Below are 23,676 nucleotides of genomic sequence, written 5' to 3' on the forward strand. Positions count from 1 at the left end.
GATGGTGCCGGCGACGCTCGAAGCGGTCGATATATTGGGGTTGATGAAGCTTTTGCCGCATCGCTATCCCTTCCTGATGATCGACCGCATCATCGATATCGACGGCAATGATTCTGCCATCGGCATCAAGAACGTGACCATCAATGAGCCGCATTTCCAGGGCCATTTCCCGGATCAGCCGGTGATGCCGGGCGTGCTCATCGTCGAGGCTATGGCGCAGACCGCCGGCGCGATCTGCATCCGTAACCTCAACACGGAAAAGCCGTCGCTGGTCTATTTCCTCACCATCGATAACGCGAAATTCCGCAAACCGGTCGTCCCAGGCGACCAGTTGAAGATCCACGTCAAGAAAATCAAGATGCGCGGCAACCTGCTCAAATTCGCCTGCGAGGCCATGGTGGAGGGCACAAAGGCCGCCGAAGCCGAGATCTCGGCAATGATGGTTACCGGCTGACGGTTCGAAATGCTCATGAAAATGCAGACTTCAATCCACCCCTCGGCCGTCATCGAGGCCGGCGCGCAGATCGGCGAAGGCGCCTCCATAGGACCTTTCTGCTACGTCGGCGCTGACGCCGTGATCGGTGACCGCGTCGAACTGGTCAGCCATGTCTCGGTGCTGGGCGCGACAACCATTGGCGCCGCGACCAAGGTCTATCCAATGGCGACACTGGGCGGACCGCCGCAGAACACCAAGCACAAGGGCGGCCGCACCACTTTGGTCATCGGCCAGAACTGCACGATCCGCGAAGGCGTGACCATGCATCTCGGCACCGATTCCAGCCGCGGCGAGACGACCGTCGGCGACAACGGCAATTTCCTTGCCTATGCCCACATTGCCCATGATTGCGTCGTTGGTAAAAATGCAACCTTCGCCAATGGCGCGACCTTGGGCGGCCATTGCGAGGTCGGTGACAGCGTTTATATTGGCGGCCTCAGCGCCGTTCATCAGTTCGTTCGTGTTGGTGACAACGCCTTTCTCGGCGGCTGCTCGGCTTTTGTCGGCGATGTCATTCCCTACGCGATTGCGGTGGGCAATCGCGCCAGCCTGCGTGGACTCAACATCATCGGCCTGAAGCGCGCGGGGTTGCCGCGCGCCGAAATCTACCTGCTGCGCAAGGCTTACAAGACCATCTTCGACCGCTCCCGCACTGTCGGCGAGAACATCGAATTCGCCAAGGCCGAGTTTGCGTCGTCGCCGACGGCCATGAAAATCATCGATTTCATCACCAGTCGCGGCAAGCGGCATTTTGCCGTCCCGTCGCTCAAGGGTGGCGACGGCGACGATGCCGATGACGAAGGCTGAGGCCACTTCAACGGGCCTCGATCTTGCGCCGGACGCCAGGGTCGGCATCATTGCCGGCGGCGGTAGCTTGCCGGTCGAAGTTGCCGCCGGCCTGGCGGAGGCCGGACATCCGCCCGTCATCATCCTGGTCGAAGGTCAGGCCGACCGTCAGTCCGACCTCACAATCTATGAGCATGAAAGCCTTGCGCTGGAAGACATCGGCTCGCTGGTTGCGTTGCTGAGGCGCCGGCGGATCACCCATCTTGTGCTTGCCGGCGAGATCAGGCGCAGGCCGCGGTTGGTCGACATGCGTCCGAACCTTGGGCTACTGGCACTTATACCCTCGCTCGCCATGGCGCTTGCCCGCGGCGATGACGGGCTGTTGAAGATATTGACCCGCGGCCTGGAGGCACGGGGCGTCAAGGTTGTCGGTGCGCATGAAGTCGTGCCCCGGCTCGTCGCGGCCGAAGGGCCGCTGACCAAAGCAGTGCCGCGAAAGTCCGACTGGCGCGATATCGAGGCGGCACACGCGGCGGCAAAGGCCATCGGCGCGCTCGACATTGGTCAGGCGGCAATTGCCATCGGTGGCCGCACTGTTGCCCTGGAAGGCGTCGAGGGCACCCACGGACTGCTCGAGCGGACGCAGCAGTTGCGCGGCCATGGCAGGCTGGCCGGCAAGACGCGCGGTGTCCTGGTCAAATGCGCCAAGCCTGGCCAGGAATTGCGTGCCGATCTGCCATCTATTGGCCCCCAGACCGTCGAGGCGGCGCATGCCGCGGGGCTCGCCGGCATTGCCGTCGAAGCCGGCCGTTCGCTGATCCTCGAAGGCCCCGTCGTTATCGCGCGCGCCAATGCGCTCGGCCTGTTCGTGTTCGGCCTGCCGGCTGCGGAGTCTGACCATGGCAGCTGAGAAGCCGTTGAAGATTGCCATCGTCGCCGGCGAAGAATCCGGCGACCTGCTGGGCGCCGACATCGTGCAGGCGCTGAAGCGCATGACCGGGCGCGAGGTGCAACTCGTCGGCATTGGCGGGCGGCATCTGCAGGCGCTCGGACTGGCGCCGCTGTTCGACGGCGCCGAGATCGCGCTGATGGGGCTCAGCGCCATCCTGCGTGACCTGCCGCGCCTGATGCGGCGGATCAGCCAGACGGCAAGTGCTGTCGCCGCCGAAAAACCCGACTGTCTGATCACCATCGACAGCCCCGATTTCTCGCTGCGCGTCGCCAAAAAGATCCGCGCCGCCGATCCGTCGATCCCGATCGTCCATTATGTCTGCCCGAGCGTCTGGGCGTGGCGGCCGGGTAGGGCGGCCGCGATGAAGCCCTATGTCGACCACATACTGTGCATCCTGCCTTTCGAGGTAAAGGAGCTCAGCCGTCTCGGCGGCCCGCCCGGCACTTACGTCGGACATCGCCTCACGCATGATCCAGGCGTGCTGGGCGCGGCCAGGGCGCAAGCCCAGCCACGCGATCTCTCGGCCGATCGCGTCAAGACGCTGCTCGTCCTGCCAGGGTCGCGGCGCGGCGAGGTGAGCCGGCTCATCGGTCCGTTCGGCGAGACGGTGTCGGCGCTGCGCGCGCGCGGCCACCGGCTGCGGCTGTTGCTGCCGACGGTGCCGCATGTCGCCGAACTGGTCAAAACGTCGGTGGCGCGCTGGGATCAGGAGCCGGAAATCATCCTCGATCCCGAGCGCAAGTGGCAGGCCTTCGGCAAGGCCGATGCGGCGCTGATCGCGTCAGGAACGGTGTCGCTGGAACTGGCGTTGTCGGGTGTACCGATGATCTCTTGCTACAAGTTCGATCCGATCATGCTGATGGCGCAGAGCCTGATCACGGTGTGGAGCGCTGCTTTGCCCAACCTTATTGCCGACCGGCCGGTCGTGCCGGAAAGCTACAACCAGTATGTGCGGCCGCACTATCTGGCGCGGCAGCTCGAGGCACTGTTTTCAGACACCGCCTACCGCGCCTGGCAAAAGGACGGCTTTGGCGAGGTTGCCAGACGCATGGCCACCGACAGGCCCTCCGGCGACATCGCCGCCGATGTCGTTCTTCGCCACATCGGGAGAGCGAATAGGCCGTAGTGAATAGTGAATAGTGAATAGTGAATAGTGAATAGTGAATAGTGAATAGGATTAACGCGCTCTCGCCTATAATCAAGCTGCTACTTACTACCTGCTATTCACTACTTACCATTCACCATTCACTCTCTTTCACCTTTTCGCAATCGGCACGTAGTCGCGTTCCGGCGCGCCGGTGTAGAGCTGGCGCGGACGGCCGATCTTCTGGTGGGGATCCTCGATCATTTCCTTCCACTGCGCGATCCAGCCGACGGTGCGGGCGACCGCGAACAGTACGGTGAACATGGTGGTGGGGAAGCCCAGCGCCTTCAGCGTGATGCCGGAATAGAAATCGACGTTCGGATAGAGCTTCTTCTCGATGAAGTAGGAATCGGTCAGCGCGATCTTTTCCAGCTCCATGGCGATGTCGAGCAGCGGATCGTCCTTGATGCCGAGTTCGCCCAGCACCTCATGCGCCGTCTTCTGCATGATTTTCGCGCGAGGATCGTAGTTCTTATAGACGCGATGGCCGAAGCCCATCAGCCGGAACGGATCGTTCTTGTCCTTGGCGCGGGCGATGAATTCCGGGATGTGGTCGACGTGGCCGATCTCGCCCAGCATGTTGAGCGCCGCTTCGTTGGCGCCGCCATGCGCCGGGCCCCACAGGCAGGCGATGCCGGCGGCGATACAGGCGAACGGATTGGCGCCCGACGAGCCGGCAAGCCGCACGGTCGAGGTCGAGGCGTTCTGTTCGTGGTCGGCGTGCAGGATGAAGATGCGCTCCATGGCGCGCGCCAGCACCGGATTGATCTTGTATTCCTCGCACGGCACCGCAAAGCACATGTGCAGGAAGTTGGCGGCGAAGTTCAGCTCGTTCTTCGGGTAAATGAAGGGCTGGCCGATATGGTATTTGTAGGCCATGGCCGCAATCGTCGGCATCTTGGCGATCAGCCGCATCGAGGCGACCATGCGCTGGTATGGGTCCGAAATGTCGGTGGAGTCGTGATAGAAGGCCGACAGCGCGCCGACCACACCGCACATCACAGCCATCGGATGCGCGTCGCGGCGAAAGCCGGTGAAGAAGCGCGACATCTGCTCGTGCACCATGGTGTGGCGCGTTACCCGGTAGTCGAAATCGTCCTTCTGCGCCTTGGTCGGCAGTTCGCCGTAGAGCAGGAGGTAGCAGACTTCGAGGAAGTCGCCATGCTCGGCCAGCTGGTCGATGGGGTAGCCGCGGTGAAGCAGGATGCCGGCATCCCCGTCGATGAAGGTTATCGCCGACTCGCAGCTCGCCGTCGAGGTGAAGCCGGGATCGTAGGTGAAGGCGCCGGTGGTGTTGTAGAGCGCACCGATGTCGATGACGTCGGGCCCGACCGAGCCGCTTCGCACCTTGAATTCATGCGTCTTGCCGGCCAGTTCGAGCGTGGCAGTCGACGGGTGCGTCGTCTTGCTGCCGGTTTCCAGTCTTGTCGCAGCTTCGCTCATTCTCAAACTCCTTCATGTTCCTCATGCCGGCAAGGCAATTCCTGCAAACGACACGTCGAAATCACCGGAATGCGCGAACTCGCCACCGCATTTTGGGAGGTGCGTGCCAGATTGGGCCAAGGCCTAATGTTGCACTGCGAAACCCGCCTTTCAATGCCAATCTTCTTGGGCCAGTTCGCTCCTAATCGATTTGATCCGCAATCCGCGCCAGGCTTTCCTCGCGGCCAAGCACGGCGAGCACGTCGAACACGCCGGGCGAGGTGCTGCGGCCGGTAAGGGCCGCCCGGAGCGGTTGGGCCACGGCGCCGAGCTTGTGGCCGCCTGCCGTCGCGAACTCGCGCACCGCGGCTTCAGCCGCGGCAGCCGACCACTCGCCCGAAACAGTCTGCAAAGCGGCATGTGCGCCGCGCAGGATCGCGCGCGCGTCGGCATTGAGCAGTGCTGCCGCCTTCTCGTCGATCGGCAGCGGCCGCTCGACGAACAGGAAGGCCGCGCCATCGGCCAGTTCCACCAGCGTCTTGGCGCGCTCTTTCAGGCCCGGCAAGGCGGCCAGCAGCTGCGCCTTCCTGGCATCGTCGAGACGGGCGGCGATAGCCGGTCCGCCTTCGAGGTATGGCAGAGTGGCGACGAAAATGTCGAACAGCTCGGTATCGGCCATCTTGCGCATATGCGCGCCGTTGATTGACTCGAGCTTGGCGAAGTCGAAGCGCGCCGCACCCTTGTTGACATCGCCGATGTCGAACCACGAAATCATGTCCTTGATCGACATGATCTCGTCGTCGCCATGGCTCCAGCCGAGCCGTGCCAGATAATTGAGCAGCGCCTCGGGCAGATAGCCCATGGCGCGATAAGCCTCGACGCCGAGTGCGCCGTGCCGCTTCGACAGCTTGGCGCCGTCGGCGCCGTGGATCAGCGGGATATGCGACATCGACGGGACGTCCCAGCCCATCGCGTTGTAGATCACCGTCTGGCGCGCGGCGTTGGTCAGATGGTCGTCGCCACGGATGATGTGGGTGACGCCCATGTCATGGTCGTCGACGACGACGGCATGCATGTAGGTCGGATTGCCGTCCGAGCGCAGTATGATGAAATCGTCGAGGTCCTTGTTGGGGAAGCGCACCTCGCCCTGCACACGGTCGTGCACCACGGTTTCGCCCTCGGTCGGCGCCTTGATGCGGATGGCGCCCTTGACGCCGGGAGGCGCCTCCGAGGGGGCACGATCGCGCCACTGGCCGTTGTAGCGAGGCGGCAGGCCCTTGGCGCGTGCGGCCTCGCGCATCGCCTCGAGCTCGGCAGGCGTCTCGTAGCTGTAATAGGCCTTGCCCAGGCGCACCAGCTCCTCGGCCACCTCACGGTGGCGCGGCGCGCGCTCGAACTGCGATATGGCCTCACCGTCCCAGGAAAGGCCGAGCCAGGTCAGCCCATCCAGAATGGCCTGTGTCGCCGCCTCGTTGAAGCGTTCGCGGTCGGTGTCCTCGATGCGCAGCACCATCGTGCCGCCGGTGTGCTTGGCGTACAGCCAGTTGAACAGCGCCGTGCGCGCGCCGCCGATATGCAGATAGCCGGTGGGCGAGGGGGCAAAACGGGTGACGACCGTGTCGGACATGGAACTCTCGGGAAGTTTGGAAAGCGGGGCGTGATCGCGCGGACTTTCGCGCTTTGCGCGTTCATGTAGCATAGGAGGTCTGGGGCGCAAGGGGCAGACCCGATGGCTGGACNGCGGACTTTCGCGCTTTGCGCGTTCATGTAGCATAGGAGGTCTGGGGCGCAAGGGGCAGACCCGATGGCTGGACGAGGCCGGGGCACGTCGGCAATTATCGGTTGCGTCAACGGGCGCCGGAGCCTTGTAGCACAAAATCTGTTCGCACCTCCGCGCAACCTCATTTGGCAGCAGCGTCAATGTCTGGGTTTCATTCGGCTGCAGCGTCCGTCACAGTGCCTGGAACATCGCTGCGACGGTGGTAGCCCCCTCTGACGAGCGGACATTTCTTCACGAATGCGGCACTGCCCGACTACAACGCCGCCGTGACAGCGTTGGCTTGGTCACGCATATTGACCTTCTGCAATCATTATCGTGAACACAGCAACTGTGTGCGGTCCGGTCTCGCCACGAAGGAGGAATGATTGAAAGAAGGGCTCCCGATGACCAGCAACGCCGACCATACGGAGGGTGATCCGTTCTACCATGGTACCCGGGCGGATTTGAAACCCGGGGATCTGCTGAGCGTCGGCCACCCTTCCAATTTCAGAGGTAAACCACTGTCATGGATCTATTTCACCCAGACACTGGAAGCCGCCATCTGGGGAGCAGAGCTTGCAACGGGTGACGGTCGTCAAAGGATTTACATCGTAAAGCCGACAGGGTTTTTTATGGATGACCCTAACCTGACCGATAAAAAATTTCCCGGCAATCCGACGAAATCCTACCGCTCCCGTGATCCGTTGCTCATCCTGGGGGAGCTCGCTGAATGGCAGGGTCATACACCGGAACAATTGAAGGCAATGCACGATGGGCTTGCTCGCCTGAGGGCGGAGGGCCGGGATATGATTGAGGATTGAGCGTCCTTGGCGGGTCAATTCCGGCGCGGTGGATGCGACCGCACGGACTTTCGCGCTTTGCGCGTTCATGTAGCATAGGAGGTCTGGGGCGCAAGGGGCAGACCCGATGGCTGGACNCACGGACTTTCGCGCTTTGCGCGTTCATGTAGCATAGGAGGTCTGGGGCGCAAGGGGCAGACCCGATGGCTGGACGTGGCCGGGGCACGAAGGAAGGCGAAGGCGGCGAGGCAAGCGTCAGCGAACGCTCGCTGTTTGCCGATAGTCCCTATGCCGAGCCGCTGCCCCTCGCGCTGCCTGAGCCGCATCCCGGCATAGCGCCCGCGCTGCCCGGTGACGCGTTGCCGGCGCAAGTCACAGCGCCCGGATCTATCGCCCGACTGCGCAGACGGCTTCGCCGCCCGTCATGGCCCGCGCTCCGCCGCAGCCTTGCCGTGGCTGCCGACACGGAGCTCGACCGGGGCGTCGCCTTCCTGCTGGTCCCGGTTTTCCTGGCAGCCGGCGTCATCGTCTACTTCTCGCTGGCCGGCGAGCCGGGCTTTGCGCAGCCAATCGCCATTGTGGTGCTGGCGACATGTTGCGCTGTCGCCACGCGATCGCGGCCGAGGACGCATCTGTTCTGCATGGCCGCGATGCTGTGCGCGCTCGGCGTCGTCGCCGCCAAGGTCGAGACCTGGCGCGCCGGAACGCAGATGCTCGGCTCCGAGATTCAGACACGGCTGACCGGCCGCGTCGTCAGTCTCGAACAGATGGAAAGCGGCCGCATCAGGCTGACGCTCGACGTGGTTTCGACCGCTTACCCCGAGCTGCGCTACGCCCCGGAGCGGGTCAGGCTCTCGGCGCGGACCGTTCCCGCCGATATGACCGCCGGCTCCCTGATCACCGGCTATGCCAGGCTGTTGCCGCCGACCGGTCCGGTGCGGCCGGAGAGCTACGATTTCTCCTTCGACAGCTATTTCACCGGTATCGGCGGCAGCGGCTTCTTTCTCGGCAATCCGAAAACCATTGCTACGCAGGGACCGCCGCCGCTGACCGCACGGCTCTCCTCGGCAATCGAGAACGCGCGCGAAAACATTGCCGACCATATCAGGGGCAAGATCGGCGGCGCCGAAGGCGAGATTGCCGCGGCGCTGATTGTCGGCGTGCGCGCCGGCATCCCGGACGAGGTCAACGAAGCGATGCGGCGCACCGGCATCTACCACATCATCTCCATCTCCGGCCTGCACATGGCGCTGGTTGCCGGCACCATCATGGCGTTGCTGCGTGGCGCCTTTGCGCTGTTTCCCGTTTTCTCTTCGCGCCGGCCGGTGAAGAAATATGCGGCCGCGGCAGCGCTTGTCTCGATCGCCGCCTATCTCGTTATTTCAGGCGTCGTGGTTGCCGCCGAGCGCAGCTTCATCATGCTGGCGGTCATGCTTGTCGCCGTGCTGTTTGATCGCGCCGCACTCACCATGCGCAATCTGGCGATCTCCGCCATTGCCGTCATCCTGGTGTCGCCGCACGAGGTGGTCGGTCCCAGCTTCCAGATGTCGTTTGCCGCCACCGCCGCCCTTGTCGGCGCCTATGCCGGCTGGGCCGATTACCGCGCCGACAAGGTGAGAACGCCGCCGGCAAAGCGCTCCTTCGTCGGCTTCCTGTCGCGAAAATTCGCGCTGGCCATGGGCGGCCTCGCAATGACCTCGATCATCGCCGGCAGTGCAACCTTGCTGTTCGCCATCTGGCATTTTCAGCGTGTGTCGCCGCTCAGCCTGATCGCCAATCTGGCCGTGATGCCGATTGTTTCGTTGATCGTCATGCCCTTTGCCGTGCTCAGCGCACTGGCGATGCCGTTCGGCGCCGACGGGCCGTTCCTCTATGTGATGGGCAAGGGTCTGATGGCGATGATCGCTATATCGGCCTGGATTTCCGAGCGCTCGCCGGTCGACGCCGTCGGGCTGATCTCCATCCGCTCGGTGCTGTTAGTGGCGGTCGCCCTCGTCATCGCCACCATGGCCACCACCTGGCTCAGGTTGGCGGCCGTGCCTTTCGCGCTGGCCGGCCTGTTGACGGTGCCGCAGGTGCTTACGCCAGACGTGCTCATATCCGAGGATGCGCATCTGGTGGCCATGCCGATCGGTGGCGGCGAACTCGCCCTCAACCGCGAACGCTCCAACGAATTCACCACGGACAATTGGAAACGGGCGCTGCGGGCCGAAACCATTATCCCACCTGAGATTTTCGAGGCAACAGATACGCGGTTCGATCTCGATCCGCTCGATCTGCCGCCCGGCTCGCCCTTCTATTGCACCGGCGATCTCTGTATCGCCCGGCACCCTTCCGGAGCCATTGTAGCGCTTGCGAAAGACCGCAAGACGGCGCGGCCGGCCTGTGCCTTCGCGAGCCTGATCGTCATCGATGACGCCACCGCCTACAATCCGTGCCGCGACCCGCTGGTGCTGGTCGTGACGAAGAAACAGCTGGCCCGCGACGGCAGCGCCGCCGTCTTCTTCGATCCGCAATCGGCAGCTGCAGCGCCAACCATCCGCTTCGCCGTCGACAAGCCGTATCGCCCCTGGCACGAGCAACGCCGCTTCTCCCGCGAAGCGCGCGGCCTGCCGCCTTACAACCAGCGTGAAAAGTACAAACCCAAGCCGGCTCAGTAGCGCCGGATCAATCCGACAAGCTTGCCCTGCACCTTCACCCTGTCCGGTCCAAAAATGCGGGTCTCGTAGGCCGGGTTGGCGGCTTCCAGGGCGATCGAGGCGCCCTTGCGGCGGAAGCGTTTCAGGGTCGCTTCCTCATCGTCGACCAACGCCACCACGATCTCGCCGGGGCTGGCTGTGTCGGCATTGCGGATGATGACCGTGTCGCCATCGAAAATGCCGGCCTCGATCATCGAATCGCCCTTGACCTCGAGCGCGTAGTGTTCGCCGCCCATGATCATATCGGGCGGCACCGAGATCGAATGGGTCTGATGCTGGATGGCGTCGATCGGCACGCCGGCGGCGATGCGTCCCATAACCGGGATTGAAATCGCGGAAACGGCATCGTCATTGCCGGCCGACATCGAACGCGACGGCGAGCCCGGCTTGATCTGGCGGCCGAGACCGCCTTGGCCCAACGCGCCTTGTCCTTGGCCGCCTTGCCCTTGGCCGGTTTGACCAAGACTGCCCTGAATGATGCTCGGCGAAAACTTCCTCGCCGCATTGAGGCCTGGTGCGATCGAGTCGGGCAGCCGCAGCACTTCCAGCGCGCGCGCCCGGTTCGGCAGCCGGCGAATGAAACCGCGCTCCTCAAGCGCCGTGATCAGGCGGTGGATGCCGGACTTGGAGGCGAGGTCGAGCGCTTCCTTCATCTCGTCGAAGGACGGCGGGATTCCGCTCTCCTTCAGGCGTTCATGGATGAACATCAGAAGCTCATGTTGTTTGCGCGTCAGCATCGCGGCCCCCAAGGGTTCTGAAACCAGAATCAGAAAAAACAAACCCAGAACAAACACTATCTGTTCCAGTTGTGTTCCGCAACCTTTTAAAGTTTAATGAATGTGTTGACGTTTTGTTCAGCGTAACGTTCGGCGCTGCGAGCGCCGCCTGCGCCCATTGCCGGCAACGGGTGAAACGAAGCCAAAGTGCCCTGCGCGTCGGCTACGACCGCCGCTTCCTTTTCGGACGGGGCTGCGCAGCATCCGCGCCGGGTTCGCTCTGGGCATAGACCTGCAGCGTGTAGCCGATGTGAGCGGTCATCAGAGTTTTCGCACGTTCGACGTCGCGATCGAGGGCCGCTTCCATCAGGGCGGTATGGTGTTCGATCGCCACGGCGTCGCGCAGGGCCGCCACGGCCTTCCGGTGTCCATCCGTGCGACCGGCGGCGGCGCGCAGCGTCGGGACCAGACCCAGAAAGCGGTGATGGCGATGCAATTGGTCGGAAATCGTCGCATTGAAGCGCAGCAGCCAGCTGGATGTCGCGGCACTGAGCAGCGCCGCATGGAAGGCATCGTGTTTTTCGTACCACGCGTCGACCGCATCATCCGATGGATCGTCGAGAACAGACCCGCACCGTGAGAGACGATAGTGGGCGGCAACGACTGCGTCTTCCCACTCACGGTCGCCCTTCTCGATCGATTCCACCAGCAGGGGCAGTTCGACCACCAGCCGCGCACGCGCCAAATCCTCGAGCTCCGCCCGAGAGGCGGGAGCGACCGCAAACCCGCGGTTGCTGATGGCGGTCACAAGCCGTTCCGCCTCCAGCCGCGACAGCGCCTCGCGCAACGGCGTCCAGCCGATGCCGTAGGTGTTGCGCAGCGTGCTCAGCTTCAACGGCGCGGCAGGCGCCAGCCGGGTCGCAAGAATATCGCGCCTGAGCAGGCGATAGGCCACTTCCGTCTTCGAGGTCTGCTCGTCATCCAGCATCGTGATCCATCAGACATAAACGCTCGGCGGATCATTATATATCAAAGCCTTTCAATGGGTGAATTATATATAATGTTTGACAGTTCAAGGGCGATCACTCAAGATCGCCGGCATGTTTGGGCGGCAGGCTCCGCCGCGCGCGTTTGTCCATGGAGGGGCGCCGGATCATGAGCACGACACCCGATCTCGCTACAATCGAAGCAATGGATGCCGCCGATCCGCTGCGCTCCATGCGTGAACGCTTTGTCTTGCCGCAAGGCGTAATTTATCTCGACGGCAATTCGCTGGGTGCCGCGTCACCAGCCGTCTTCAGCGAATTGCAACAGGCCGCCACGCAGGAATGGGCGCAGGACCTCATTCGCGCCTGGAACACGGCTGGCTGGTTCAACATGCCGGTGGAACTGGGAGATCAGCTCGGACGACTGATCGGCGCGGCTGACGGGCAGACGGTGGTCTGCGACACAACCTCGATCAACATCTACAAGCTGCTGCACGCCGCGCTCGGCATGCGGCCGAATCGGTCGGTCATCGTTGCCGAGGGCGACAGTTTCCCGACCGACCTCTACATGGCCGAAGGCGTCGCCTCGACCCGGCCGGGAACGCGGCTGCGGCTGGAGGGCGTCGACGCGGCCGCAATCGAGGACCTGATCGACGACAGCGTTGCCGTCATCCTGGTCAACCACGTCAACTACAAATCCGGCCAGTTGCGCGACATGGCGGCGCTGACGCGCAAGGCACATGACGCCGGCGCGCTGATCATCTGGGATCTCTGCCACACCGCCGGCGCCTTGCCGGTCGAACTCGACCGTGCCAATGCCGATTTCGCTGTCGGCTGCACCTACAAATACCTCAATGGCGGCCCGGGCTCGCCGGCCTTCATCTACGCGGCCGAGCGCCACCATGGTGATATCAGCCAGCCGCTCAGCGGCTGGTGGGGCCATGCGCGGCCCTTTGCCTTCGAGCAGGGCTTTGCCATCGGCAGCGGCATCCGCCGCTTCCTATGCGGAACGCAGCCGGTGCTGTCGATGCGGGCGCTCAAGGGCGCGCTCGATATCTGGAACGACGTCGACATGGCGGCGGTGCGCAGAAAAAGCATCGCGCTGACCGACCTGTTTATCCAGCTCGTCGAAGCCAGATGCGGCGCCTACCGGCTTGAACTGGAAAGTCCTCGCGACGGCAGCCAGCGCGGCAGCCAGGTGTCGTTCCTCCACCCGCATGGCTATCAGGTGATGCGGGCGCTGATCGAGCGCGGCGTGATCGGCGATTTTCGGGCGCCGTCGACCATCCGTTTCGGCTTCACGCCGCTCTATGTCGGTTATGGCGATGTCTGGCAGGCGGTCGAAGCGCTGGAGGATATTTTGCGCACCGGCGCCTGGCAGGACGCCCGCTTCGCGGTGAAGACCGCGGTCACCTGAGGAACTAGAGCAATTTCAGGAAAAGTGTGAAGCGGTTTTCCGTCCGCAATTGCGTCAAATCAAAGAGCTAGAGCATTTCGCCGTTTACGTTAAACGGTGAAATGCTCTAGAGCCGGGTGCGGACCGTCCAGAGCTCCGGAAACAGCACGACCTCCAGCATCTTCTTCAGATAGGAGGCGCCTGAGGTGCCGCCGGTGCCGCGCTTCAAGCCGATGATGCGCTCGACCGTGGTGACGTGGTTGAAGCGCCAGCGGCGGAAATAATCCTCGAAGTCGACCAGCTTCTCGGCCAGTTCGTAGAGCATCCAGTAGCGCTGCGGGTCGCGGTAGACGGTTTGCCAGGCAGCCAGCACTTCTTCGTTCTCGACGCGCGTCTCGCGCCAGTCCGTGCGACTGGCGTCGGCGCCGATGTCGAAGCCATTGCGCGCCAAAAGCAGAAGCGCCTCATCATAGAGCGACGGCGTGGCCAGGATGGCTTCCAGCCTGTCCGTAAGGTCGGGCCGGTGCTTGTGCGGCCCGAGCATGGCAAGGTTGCGGTTGCCGGCCATGAACTCGATAGCGCGGTACTGCCACGACTGGAAGCCCGAGGATTGGCCGAGCGCGTCGCGAAACTCGGTGTATTCGCTTGGCGTCATCGTGCGCAGCACGTCCCAGGCATTGTTGAGCTGCTCGAAGATGCGCGCGACGCGAGACAGCATCTTGAAGCTCGGTTCGAGGCGGTCGGCGCGGATAGAGCGGATCGCGGCGCCGATCTCGTGCAAAGCGAGCTTCATCCACAATTCCGATGTCTGATGCTGGATGATGAACAGCATCTCGTCATGGGCCGAAGACAGCGGCGCCTGCGCATCGAGCACCTTGTCCAGCTGCAGATAGTCGCTGTAGGACATCCGCTCCTTGAACGACATCTGCGCGCCATCGGACGCCGGATCGTGCGGCTTAATCAATTGCTCTTCTCCGCGCGCAACCGGAAGCGCTGGATCTTGCCGGTCTGGGTTTTGGGCAAGGCGTCGATGAACTTCACCGAACGCGGATATTTGTAGGGCGCGATCGTTGCCTTGACGTGGTCCTGCAGGCGTTTGACGGTCAATGCGTCCGGCGAAACACCTTGCACAAGCACGATATGCGCCTCGACGATCTGGCCGCGTTCACCGTCCTCGGCGCCGGTCACCGCGCATTCGGCGACGTCGGGATGCGAGAGCAGCGCCGCTTCGACCTCGGGGCCGGCGATGTTGTAGCCGGCGCTGACGATCATGTCGTCGGAACGCGCGGCGAAGTGGAAGAAGCCATCCTCGTCCTGCGTGAACGTATCGCCGGTGAGATTCCAGCCATCGCGGACATAGTCCTTTTGCCTGGCATCGGCCATGTAGCGGCAGCCGGTCGGGCCGCGCACCGCCAGCCGGCCAGTAGAGCCGCGCGGCAGCTCCCGCATCTCGTCATCGACGATGCGTGCCTGATAGCCGCCGACGGGTTTGCCGGTGGAGGCCGGCTTCATGTCGTCGAAGCGGTTGGAGATGAAGATATGCAGCATCTCGGTGGCGCCGATCCCATCGAGGATCGGCTTGCCGGTCTTCTCAGTCCATTCCTCGAAGACAGGCGCCGGCAGCGTCTCGCCCGCCGAAACCGCGACGCGCAGCGAGGACAGGTCAGCGCCTTGATCCATGGCCTTGAGCATGGCCCGATAGGCGGTTGGAGCGGTGAAGGAAATGGTCGCTTTGTAGGTCTCGATGATGTGGATCATGTTGGGTGGCGTCGCCTGTTCCAGCAGCGTCGCCGCGGCGCCGAAACGCAGCGGGAAGATGGCGAGCCCGCCAAGACCGAAGGTAAAGGCAAGGGGCGGGGAGCCGACGAAGATGTCGTCGGGCGTCACCTCCAGGATTTCGCGGGCATAGGCGTCGGCGACGATCAGCAGGTCGCGGTGGAAATGCATCGTCGCCTTCGGCACGCCGGTGGTGCCGGAGGTGAAGCCGAGCAGGGCGACATCGTCGCGGCCGGTGTTGACGGCAGTGAAGGTGACCGGCTTGTCGAGGGCGGCGCGGTCGAGTTCCGCGTCATGGTTGGCCGTGCCGTCGAAGCCAATGACCTGCTTGAGATACGCACTGCCCTTGGCGCAGGCGGTCATCTCGTCCATCAGCCTTGTATCGCAAAGCGCAACCGTGATTTCCGCCTTGTCGACGATCTTGGCGAGTTCGCCGGCGCGCAGCATCGGCATGGTGTTGACGACCACCGCGCCAACCTTGGTGGCGGCCAGCCAACAGGCGACCATGGCCGGGTTGTTGGCCGAGCGGATCAGCACCCGGTTGCCCGGCTTGACGCCATAATTCTCGACCAGGGCATGGGCGAGCCTGTTGGTCCAGTCGGACAGTTCCTTGTAGGTGCGGCGGCGGCCATTGCCGATCAGCGCGGTGTGGTCGCCGAACCCTTTTTCGACCAGCCTGTCGGTCAATTCGACGCCGGCATTTATGTGGTCGGGATAGTCGAAGCCGTCGAGCAAAAACTCCGGCCATTGCTCCGGCGGCGGCAGGTTGTCGCGCGTGAATGTGTCGATATGCGCTGATGGCCCAAGCATTTTCGGCTGCCCCTGTCTGCCTCGCGCCCATGGCTGAACAAGGCGCAGGATCGCACCAGTCGAAATTTGTTTCAAGCCTAAAATGTTTTTAGGTCGCAGCATTGACGCCGCCCTGTTCGGCGGCCATTCCTGTCGACTGAACTGAAGCCATCCGGGAGGGATGCAGATGCTCCAACATCGTGTTGCCGATTGGGACAATGCCTACGCCAACGGCGACAACATTGCCGGCAGCAATCGCTGGCCGGCCGCGTGGGACACACCGGCACAGGCTTTTCGCGACACAATGTCGGCGTCCGGTCGGGCCAAGCTCGACATCGCCTATGGCGACAGCCCGCGCAACAGGCTCGATCTGTTCCTTCCCGATGTCATGCCCAAAGGGCTCGTCGTCTTCATCCATGGCGGTTACTGGAAGGCGTTCGACAACAAGCCATGGTCGCATCTGGCCAACGGCGCGGTTGCCAATGGCTTTGCCGTGGCAATGCCGACTTACACGCTTTGTCCCGACATACGCATTTCCGGCATCGTTAGGGAAATCGCGGCGGCGATCGGCAAGGCGGCGACGATGGTCGGCGGGCCGGTGATCCTGACCGGGCATTCCGCCGGCGGCCATCTCGCCTCCAGGATGGTGACGACAACGACACCCCTGGCCGCCGATGTGGCGGGCCGCGTGCGCAATGTCGTCTCGATCTCCGGCGTCCATGACCTGCGGCCAATCATGCGGACGGGGATGAACGCGACACTGGCCATCGATGAAGCGGAAGCACTGGCCGAAAGCCCGGTTCTGCTGCGCCCCATGCAGGGCGCGCGCATCACCTGCTGGGCCGGCGGCGGCGAGCGGGCGGAGTTCCTGCGCCAGAATGCGCTGCTTGCCAACATCTGGATCGGCCTCGGCGCCACGACCAGCACAGTGGTCGAGCCGGACCGGCATCATTTCAGCATCGTCGACGGGCTTGCCGATCCGACACATCCGCTGACGCGGACATTGCTGGCGGAGTAACAACCAGTCTTATCTCTTGGAATTAACGGCTTGGATCCGCGACCTTCAGCGCAACATCAGAACGCTGCAAGCAGCGCCTGCTTCTGCCGCCGGAGCGAAGGGCTCGCGCACGATCAGGCCGTTGGCGTCGGCCAGCATTCTCAGCATCGAGGAATCCTGGATGCCGAATGGTGTCGCCACCAATGCGCCGGCTTCTTCCCGGACCACGGCGCGCACATAGTCTTGCCTTAGATCATTGGCCGGCATCGCGGCGCCAAGCTGAGCCTGGCGGATGTCCTGCCGGTGGGGACGGCCGCCGAGCTGCGCCAATAGCGGCTTCAGGAACAATTGCGAGCAGACCAGGCTCGCCACCGGATTGCCGGGCAGGCCGATGCACCTGATATCGCCCAGCCGCCCGAACATCAGCGGCTTGCCCGGGCGCATGGCGAGCTTCCAGAAGTCGAGGTTCATGCCTTCGCCGGTCAGCACGTCATGAACGAGATCATGGTCGCCGACCGAGGCGCCGCCGAGCGTGACGATGACGTCGGCTTTCGCATCGACCGCCTTTTTCACCAGCGCCGCGATCGCTTCCTTGCGATCGGCCGCTATACCGAGATCGAGCGCGCGAGCGCCGACCGACTGCGCCACAGCAGCGACGCCATAGGCGTTGGACGAGATGATCTGGGCGGGGCCAGGTTCGCTGCCCGGTGGCAGCAATTCGTCGCCGGTGGCGATGATGGCGACCAGCGGCCGTTGCACCACGTTCAACCGGGGATGATTGGCCGACGCCGCCAGCGACAATGCAGCCGGATCGAGCACGCGGCCTTTCTCCAGCAGCACGTCGCCTTGGGCAAAATCCAGTCCAAGGCGGCGGATGTTGCGGTTCTTCGCCGTCGGTTCGGTGACCTCGATCCGGCCACCGCCGAGATCGCGAACATTTTCCTGGATGACGATCGTGTCTGCGCCTTCAGGCAGCGGCGCGCCGGTGAAGACGCGCACGGCCTCGGATTTACCCACTGTGCCGTCAAAGCCTCGCCCTGCGGGCGCCATTCCGATCACCGAAAGCCGCGCCGGGGCCGACGCCACATCCTGCGCCCGTGCGGCATAGCCGTCCATGGCAGATGCATTGAAAGGCGGCTGGGTACGCAGCGCCACGACCGGCTCCGCCAGCACCCGGCCGGCCGCATCCGCCAGCGCGACCCTTTCACCGGGCAACGCCACAGCGCCGTCGAGTAGGCGTTGAAGCGCCTCGGCGACCGGAACCAGCGCCATTTACGAACCCGCCTTGTAGTCGCCGGACTTGCCGCCGGTCTTTTCCACCAGCTGTATACCGGAAATCACCATGGCGCGGTCGACCGCCTTGGCCATGTCGTAAATGGTCAGGCACGCGACAGATGCCGCGGTCAGCGCCTCCATCTCGACCCCGGTCTTGCCGGTGACGCGGGCGAGCGCGGTGACCCTAAGGCCGGGCAGCGTGGTGTCCGGTTCGATGTCGACCGACACCTTGGTCAAAAGCAGCGGATGGCAGAGCGGAATCAGCTCATGCGTCTTCTTGGCCGCCATGATGCCGGCAATGCGCGCGGTACCCAGCACATCGCCCTTCTTGGCGTCGCCGTCGAGGATCATCTTCAGGGTTTCGGCCCGCATCGAGACAAAGCCCTCGGCGACCGCCGTGCGCGTCGTCTCCGCCTTCTCGCCGACATCGACCATGTTGGCCTCGCCCTTGGCGCCGAGATGGGTGAGGGCGGCTGCCATCCTCAGATGGCCTCTGCTTTCGCCTTGCCTGTCAAAAGCAGCCGCGTTGCCGCAGCGACATCCTCTTGCCGCATCAGGCTCTCGCCGACGAGGAAGGTGCTGATGCCGGTCTTTTGCATCCTGAAGCAATCGTCGTGGGTGAAAATTCCGCTCTCGCTGACCAGCAATCGGCCGCCCGGCACCATCGATGCCAGCCGTTCCGAGGTCTCGAGGCTGGTCTCGAATGTTCTGAGATTGCGGTTGTTGATGCCGATCAGCTGCGACGAGAGTTTTACCGCGCGCTGCGTCTCGGCCTCGTCATGCACCTCGATCAGCGCGTCCATGCCGAGTTCGAACGCGGTCGCTTCCAATTCGCTCGCCAAGGCATCATCGACGCTGGCCATGATGATCAGGATGGCATCGGCGCCCCATGCGCGAGCCTCGTAGACCTGGTAAGGGTCGAACAGGAAATCCTTGCGCAGCGCGGGCAGGGACACTGCCTTCCGTGCACTGATGAGAAATTCCGGCGCGCCCTGGAAGGATGGCGCATCGGTCAGCACCGAAAGACAGGCGGCACCGCCTTTCTCATAGGCCTGCGCCAGTGCGGGCGGGTCGAAATCGGCGCGGATCAAGCCTTTGGATGGGCTTGCCTTTTTGATCTCGGCGATCAGGCCGAAGCTGCCCGATCTGCGCTTCGCCTCAAGCGCCCTCAGAAAGCCACGCGGTGCGTCGGCATCCTTGGCTCGCGCCTTGATCTCGGCCAACGGTATACGCGCCTTCGCCGCCGCGATCTCGTCGCGCTTGTAGGCCTCGATCTTGCGCAGAATGTCAGCCACGGCTCATCCGTTCGAAATCTCGACCAGCCTGTCGAGCACGCCCAGCGCCCGGCCGCTGTCAATGGCCTGTGTGGCCGCGGCCATGCCGTCGGCAAGCGTCGTCGCCTTGCCGGCCACCACCATGCCGGCGCCGGCGTTCATCAGCACCGTATCGCGATAGGCCCCGGCAGCACCTCTCAGCATGTCGCGCAACGCCTTGGCGTTGTAGGGGGCATCGCCGCCGCGCAGCTCGTCCTTGCTGTGGCGCTGCAGGCCGACCGCTTCCGGGGTTAGCGTGAAATGACGGATCTCGCCACCGGCCAGTTCCGCAACCACAGTCTCGCCGGTGGTAGTGATCTCGTCATAGCCGTCGCCATGGACGACCCAGGCATGCTCGGTGCCCAGCGCCCTCAATGTCTCGGCCACCGGCACGATCCATTCCGGCAGGAACACGCCGACCATCTGCCTGCTGACGCCGGCCGGATTGGACAGCGGTCCGAGCAGGTTGAAGATGGTGCGCGTGCCGAGCTCGACGCGGGTCGGGCCGACATGCTTCATCGCCGGGTGGTGCGCCGGCGCGAACATGAAGCCGACGCCGGCCTCCTGGATGCAACGGCCGATCACCTCTGGCGGGATATCGATCTTGACGCCGAGCGCGACCAGCACGTCGGCAGCGCCCGTCAGCGACGACAGGCCGCGATTGCCGTGCTTGGCGACCGGCACGCCGCAGCCTGCAATGACGAAGGCCGAGGCGGTCGAGATGTTGACCGAATGCGAATTGTCGCCGCCCGTGCCGACAATGTCGATGGCGCCCTCAGGAGCTTCGACGCGCAGCATCTTGGCACGCATGGTGGCGACGGCGCCGGAAATCTCGCTCACGGTCTCCCCGCGCACGCGCAACGCCATCAGGAAGCCGCCGATCTGGCCCGGCGTCGCGTCGCCAGACATGATGATGTCGAAAGCTTCGCGCGCTTCCTCGAAGGTAAGCCCGGTTCCCGTGGCGACCTTGGCGATATGGGTCTTCAGGGCGCTCATTGGGCCAAGACGCTCATTGGGCTAAGGCCATTCATTGGGCGAGGGCTTGGGCAACGGCGGCCTGGTCGACGCTGACGGCGTACTGCGTCTGCAACTGCGCCACCAGCTGGTCGAGCAGATCGTCGGACATGCCTTGCGTGAAGGATTTTTGCGCATCGTCGGGTACCGAGCTGGCGTCGGCTCCGGCCGGCTCGAACACTTCGGCGACCTTGAACAGGATCTGGCCGTCGCCGGTGGGCGAGGGGATCAGCCCGGTGCCGCCTTCGCCGACGCCGAACATCGCAGCAGCACCCTCCTTGCCGAAATCGACATCGTCGGCCTCGCGCTTCACGCCGCGCTTGGTCTGCTTTTCAAGCTTCAGTTCGCCGGCGATGACGTCGAGTGTGGTGCCAGCCTTGAGGCGCTTGTCGAGTTCGTCTGCTTTCGCGGTCAGCCGCTTGGTCGTTTCCTCTGTCGTCCAGTCCGCCACCACGCGCTGGCGGACTTCGTCCAGCGTGCGGTCGCGAGCCGGCGTGATCGATGTCAGTTCATAGAACACGAAGCCGTTGTTAGGCGTGGTCAGGGCTTGATTCTCGGTGTTGGGCTCGGCCTCGAACACCGCCTTGATGAGGTCCGGCGATGCCGGCAGGTCCTTGATGATGGTGCCGTCCGGCTTGAGGCCGGTGCGGTCTATGGCCTCGACGGTAACGTCCTTGAGCTTCAGTTTGGCGGCGGCTTCGGCCAGCGTGCTGCCGGCGGCGCGGGTGTCTTCGTAATTGTCGTGCACGTCGAGCAGGATGCGGCTTGCTTCGCCAAGCGCCAGATCCTTGCGGATCTGGTCTGACACTTCCGCCAGCGGCTTCACCGTCTCCGGTTTGATCTCGGTAACGCGCAAAAGCACCGGACCGAACGCGCCCTGGACGACCGGGCTGACTTCGTTGACGGCAAGCGCGAATGCGGCATCGGCGACCGCCTTGTCGGTGATCTTGTCCTTGGAGAGCGTGCCGAGCAGCGTGTCGGCCGGGGTCTTGCCCTGCGCGGTGACGATCTTGTCGAAAGTGGCGCCCGTCTTCAGCGAATCGGATGCCGCCTTGGCGGCGTCCGCGGAAGGAAACACCAGCTGTTCGATGGTGCGCATTTCCGGCGTGGTGTAGCGGCCCTTGTTCTTGTTGTAGTCGTCGCTGACCTGCTGGTCGGTCACGGCGCTGACATCCATGATGTCTTCGGGCTCGAGCCGGACATAGGAGAATTTGCGGTATTCTGGCGCCGCGTAGGTTTTCTTGTTGGACTCGAAATAAGCCTGAAGCACGCTGTCGGAGGGGGCCTCGATCGGTTCGACCAACGCCTTTGGCAAGATCAGATAGTCGATGGTGCGGTCTTCGCCCCGATAGAGCGCAACTGCCTTGAAGAAGGTGTCCGGAGCCTTGAGGCCGTCCGAAACCGCTTCGACGATCTGCTGGCGCACCGCCACCTGAGCCCGGTTCTTCAGATAATCCTCCGGCCGCATTCCCAGTTCGCGCAGCCGGGATTCGAACAGCCGGCGGTCGAACTGGCCATTCGGGCCCTGGAAGGCGGGTTCCTGCCGCGTCAGTTCGGCCAACCTGTCCTTGGAGAAGCCAAGCCCGAGCTTGCGCGCCTGTTCGTCAAGGACGGCGCCGGACACCAACTGAGCCAGCACCTGGTTGTCGATGCCATAGGCCTTGGCCTGGTCGCGGCTGATGCGCTGGCCGATCTGCTGCTGCAGCATGGCGATCTGGCGATCATAGGCGAGGCGGTACTCGGTGATCGACACGGTGGTGCTGCCGGCGGTGATCACCGCATGATGGCCAGCCAGGAAGCCGCCCGTCATCCGCGTGGTGACGCCCCAGGCAAGGAAACTCAACACCAGCAGCGACAGCAGGGCTTTCGCGACCCAGGTCCCTGCCGCGCTTCTCAATATACCAAGCATTGTTACTTCCGATTTTTGCGCAGTTTTGCGTGCGCCCGAGTCTGAAACAAGCGCAATAGCGCCCTTCCGGCTCACTGTCGATTGCTTTGTGGCCTGATTTTGATAGGGAGGGCGAGACCCCAATGTCGCCCGGAGAACCAGATCCCCATGACGCCAGGAATTCGACCGCTCGTTGCCGGCAACTGGAAAATGAACGGCACCAGCGCTTCGCTGAACGAGCTCAGGATGATCGGCAACGGCTTCATGAGCGGGCTCGACGCAGAGACCGAAGCATTGGTCTGCGTGCCGGCGACCTTGCTGTCGCGCGCCGTCGAAATCCTGTCGCGCACGCCGGTGCGGGCCGGTGGCGAGGACTGCCACATCAAGGAAAGCGGCGCCTTCACCGGCTGTGTCTCAGCCGAGATGCTGAAGGATGCGGGCGCCAGCCACGTCATTGTCGGCCATTCCGAGTGCCGCGAACAGCGCAGCGAGGACGATGCCATCGTCCTCGCCAAGGCCTCGGCGGCGTGGCGGGCAGGGCTCGTCGCCATCATCTGCATCGGCGAGACCAAGGCCGAGCGCGAAGCGGGCACAGCACTCGACGTATTATCGCGGCAGGTCGCCGGCTCGGTGCCACCGAGCGCAACGCCCGCCAACACCGTTATCGCCTACGAGCCGGTATGGGCTATCGGCACCGGGCTGACGCCGACCGCCGAAGACGTGGCGGAGGCGCACGCGCATATCCGCCAAAAACTGGCGGAAGCGCTCGGCGCAGCCGTGGCCGGCAAGATGCGCATCCTCTATGGCGGCTCGGTCAAGGCGTCCAACGCGGTCGAACTGCTGGGCGTCAAAAACGTCGATGGCGCGCTGGTTGGCGGCGCCAGCTTGAAGGCGTCCGACTTTCTCGCCATCGCCGAGGCATACCAGAATATCGCGTAGGCCCCGGAATTTCGGTCATCGACTTATGAACGCAGCAGTTCGGCGGAAATCGTTGCAAAGGGCGCATTGCTTCCCATATTCCGGCCACGGGCTTGGAAATGCCGTTAAAGCATTGTATGGAGCCGCCTCCAAATCACCGGCCCTGATCGCCAGGGAGCGGCAGGGCTTGCCAGGATAAAATATGGAAACCGTACTGATCGTCATCCACCTCATGGTCGTGCTCGCCCTTGTCGGCGTCGTGCTGCTGCAACGCTCCGAAGGCGGTGGTCTCGGCATTGGCGGCGGTTCCGGTTTCATGACCGCGCGTGGCGCCGCCAATGCGCTGACGCGGGCGACGGCGATCCTGGCCGCGGCCTTCTTCGTGACGTCGCTGACACTCTCGATCGTTGCCCGCTATGGCGAAAAACCGATCGACATTCTCGACCGCGTGCCGGCCGACAGCGGCAACGGCGTGCTCAATCAGTTGCCCGGCACGACGGCGCCGACGCCGCCTTCGGGCAACACCGCACCGGCCGCGCCCGCGGCCAAC

Annotated in this window: 21 protein-coding genes; 10 read left to right on the forward strand and 11 right to left on the reverse strand. The window is 63.7% G+C overall.

Going from position 1 to position 23,676, the window contains the following annotated elements; translation table 11 throughout:
* Window position 1: 1 nt before the first annotated feature.
* Genes fabZ through lpxB form a run of 4 tightly spaced genes read left to right on the forward strand, consistent with a single transcriptional unit; the run spans window position 2 to window position 3,360 of the window.
* Window positions 2–454: a 3-hydroxyacyl-ACP dehydratase FabZ gene (gene fabZ, locus X726_RS149860; RefSeq protein WP_023671033.1), complete on the forward strand. Its 453-nt coding sequence runs from the start codon at window positions 2–4 to the stop codon at window positions 452–454.
* A gap of 15 nt (window positions 455–469) precedes the next feature.
* Complete coding sequence (lpxA, locus tag X726_RS149855; protein ID WP_023671034.1) at window positions 470–1,303, forward strand: acyl-ACP--UDP-N-acetylglucosamine O-acyltransferase; 834 nt, start codon at window positions 470–472, stop codon at window positions 1,301–1,303.
* The gene (lpxI, locus tag X726_RS149850; protein WP_023671035.1) at window positions 1,290–2,192 is read left to right on the forward strand and encodes a UDP-2,3-diacylglucosamine diphosphatase LpxI; all 903 of its coding nucleotides are present in this window, start codon (window positions 1,290–1,292) and stop codon (window positions 2,190–2,192) included. The genes lpxA and lpxI overlap by 14 nt, the downstream gene beginning before the upstream one ends.
* The gene (gene lpxB / locus X726_RS149845; protein WP_023671036.1) at window positions 2,182–3,360 is read left to right on the forward strand and encodes a lipid-A-disaccharide synthase; all 1,179 of its coding nucleotides are present in this window, start codon (window positions 2,182–2,184) and stop codon (window positions 3,358–3,360) included. The genes lpxI and lpxB overlap by 11 nt, the downstream gene beginning before the upstream one ends.
* A gap of 129 nt (window positions 3,361–3,489) precedes the next feature.
* On the opposite strand, the gene gltA is transcribed toward lpxB, so the two are convergent.
* Window positions 3,490–4,821, reverse strand: a complete 1,332-nt coding sequence (gltA, locus tag X726_RS149840) for a citrate synthase (protein WP_023671037.1) — start codon at window positions 4,819–4,821, stop codon at window positions 3,490–3,492.
* A gap of 181 nt (window positions 4,822–5,002) precedes the next feature.
* Window positions 5,003–6,427, reverse strand: coding sequence for a glutamate--tRNA ligase (gltX, locus tag X726_RS149835; RefSeq protein ID WP_023671038.1), 1,425 nt, complete (start codon window positions 6,425–6,427; stop codon window positions 5,003–5,005).
* A 536-nt stretch (window positions 6,428–6,963) separates the two neighbouring features.
* Between gltX and arr the strand changes: the two genes are divergently transcribed.
* Together arr and X726_RS149825 are read left to right on the forward strand one after the other, a co-directional pair.
* Entirely contained in the window at window positions 6,964–7,380 is a 417-nt protein-coding gene (gene arr / locus X726_RS149830) for an NAD(+)--rifampin ADP-ribosyltransferase (protein WP_023671039.1), read from the forward strand.
* Between the two features lie 182 nt (window positions 7,381–7,562).
* The gene (locus X726_RS149825; protein ID WP_023671040.1) at window positions 7,563–10,019 is read left to right on the forward strand and encodes a ComEC/Rec2 family competence protein; all 2,457 of its coding nucleotides are present in this window, start codon (window positions 7,563–7,565) and stop codon (window positions 10,017–10,019) included.
* Here the strand turns inward: X726_RS149825 and lexA are convergent.
* Together lexA and X726_RS149815 are read right to left on the reverse strand one after the other, a co-directional pair.
* Window positions 10,013–10,795: a transcriptional repressor LexA gene (gene lexA, locus X726_RS149820; RefSeq protein WP_023671041.1), complete on the reverse strand. Its 783-nt coding sequence runs from the start codon at window positions 10,793–10,795 to the stop codon at window positions 10,013–10,015. The genes X726_RS149825 and lexA overlap by 7 nt on opposite strands.
* 202 nt (window positions 10,796–10,997) lie before the next feature.
* Window positions 10,998–11,762: a GntR family transcriptional regulator gene (locus X726_RS149815; RefSeq protein WP_023671042.1), complete on the reverse strand. Its 765-nt coding sequence runs from the start codon at window positions 11,760–11,762 to the stop codon at window positions 10,998–11,000.
* Between the two features lie 167 nt (window positions 11,763–11,929).
* On the opposite strand from X726_RS149815, the gene kynU reads away from it, so the two are divergent.
* The gene (gene kynU, locus X726_RS149810) at window positions 11,930–13,177 is read left to right on the forward strand and encodes a kynureninase (protein ID WP_023671043.1); all 1,248 of its coding nucleotides are present in this window, start codon (window positions 11,930–11,932) and stop codon (window positions 13,175–13,177) included.
* A gap of 106 nt (window positions 13,178–13,283) precedes the next feature.
* Here the strand turns inward: kynU and kynA are convergent, their stop codons facing one another.
* Window positions 13,284–14,120, reverse strand: a complete 837-nt coding sequence (gene kynA, locus X726_RS149805; protein WP_027049448.1) for a tryptophan 2,3-dioxygenase — start codon at window positions 14,118–14,120, stop codon at window positions 13,284–13,286.
* Window positions 14,117–15,742 carry an AMP-binding protein gene (locus X726_RS149800; protein WP_023671045.1) on the reverse strand — a complete coding sequence of 542 codons (1,626 nt, stop codon included), beginning with the start codon at window positions 15,740–15,742 and terminating at the stop codon, window positions 14,117–14,119. The genes kynA and X726_RS149800 overlap by 4 nt, the downstream gene beginning before the upstream one ends.
* A 166-nt stretch (window positions 15,743–15,908) precedes the next feature.
* Here X726_RS149800 and X726_RS149795 point away from each other — a divergent pair, with 166 nt between their 5' ends.
* Complete coding sequence (locus X726_RS149795) at window positions 15,909–16,739, forward strand: alpha/beta hydrolase (protein WP_023671046.1); 831 nt, start codon at window positions 15,909–15,911, stop codon at window positions 16,737–16,739.
* 45 nt (window positions 16,740–16,784) lie between these two features.
* Here the strand turns inward: X726_RS149795 and glp are convergent, their stop codons facing one another.
* From glp to X726_RS149770, 5 genes are read right to left on the reverse strand one after another with little or no spacing between them, the layout of a single operon-like run.
* Window positions 16,785–17,990 (reverse strand): gephyrin-like molybdotransferase Glp, encoded by a 1,206-nt coding sequence (glp, locus tag X726_RS149790; protein WP_023671047.1) that lies wholly within the window; start codon window positions 17,988–17,990, stop codon window positions 16,785–16,787.
* Window positions 17,991–18,473 carry a cyclic pyranopterin monophosphate synthase MoaC gene (gene moaC / locus X726_RS149785; protein WP_023671048.1) on the reverse strand — a complete coding sequence of 161 codons (483 nt, stop codon included), beginning with the start codon at window positions 18,471–18,473 and terminating at the stop codon, window positions 17,991–17,993.
* Window positions 18,474–18,475: 2 nt separating this feature from the next.
* A complete protein-coding gene (trpC, locus tag X726_RS149780; protein ID WP_023671049.1) occupies window positions 18,476–19,288 on the reverse strand; it encodes an indole-3-glycerol phosphate synthase TrpC in 813 nt (270 codons plus the stop codon).
* Window positions 19,289–19,291: 3 nt separating this feature from the next.
* A complete protein-coding gene (trpD, locus tag X726_RS149775) occupies window positions 19,292–20,302 on the reverse strand; it encodes an anthranilate phosphoribosyltransferase (protein WP_023671050.1) in 1,011 nt (336 codons plus the stop codon).
* A 31-nt stretch (window positions 20,303–20,333) separates the two neighbouring features.
* Window positions 20,334–22,229: a peptidyl-prolyl cis-trans isomerase gene (locus X726_RS149770; RefSeq protein ID WP_023671051.1), complete on the reverse strand. Its 1,896-nt coding sequence runs from the start codon at window positions 22,227–22,229 to the stop codon at window positions 20,334–20,336.
* A 147-nt stretch (window positions 22,230–22,376) separates the two neighbouring features.
* Here X726_RS149770 and tpiA point away from each other — a divergent pair, with 147 nt between their 5' ends.
* On the forward strand, window positions 22,377–23,147 hold the full coding sequence (tpiA, locus tag X726_RS149765) for a triose-phosphate isomerase (protein ID WP_023671052.1): 771 nt from the start codon (window positions 22,377–22,379) through the stop codon (window positions 23,145–23,147).
* Window positions 23,148–23,328: 181 nt separating this feature from the next.
* On the forward strand, window positions 23,329–23,676 hold a 348-nt coding region (secG, locus tag X726_RS149760; protein ID WP_023671053.1), incomplete at its 3' end, for a preprotein translocase subunit SecG.

The sequence above is a fragment of the Mesorhizobium sp. LSJC285A00 genome, assembly GCF_000503155.1.
Taxonomy (GTDB): Bacteria; Pseudomonadota; Alphaproteobacteria; order Rhizobiales; family Rhizobiaceae; genus Mesorhizobium.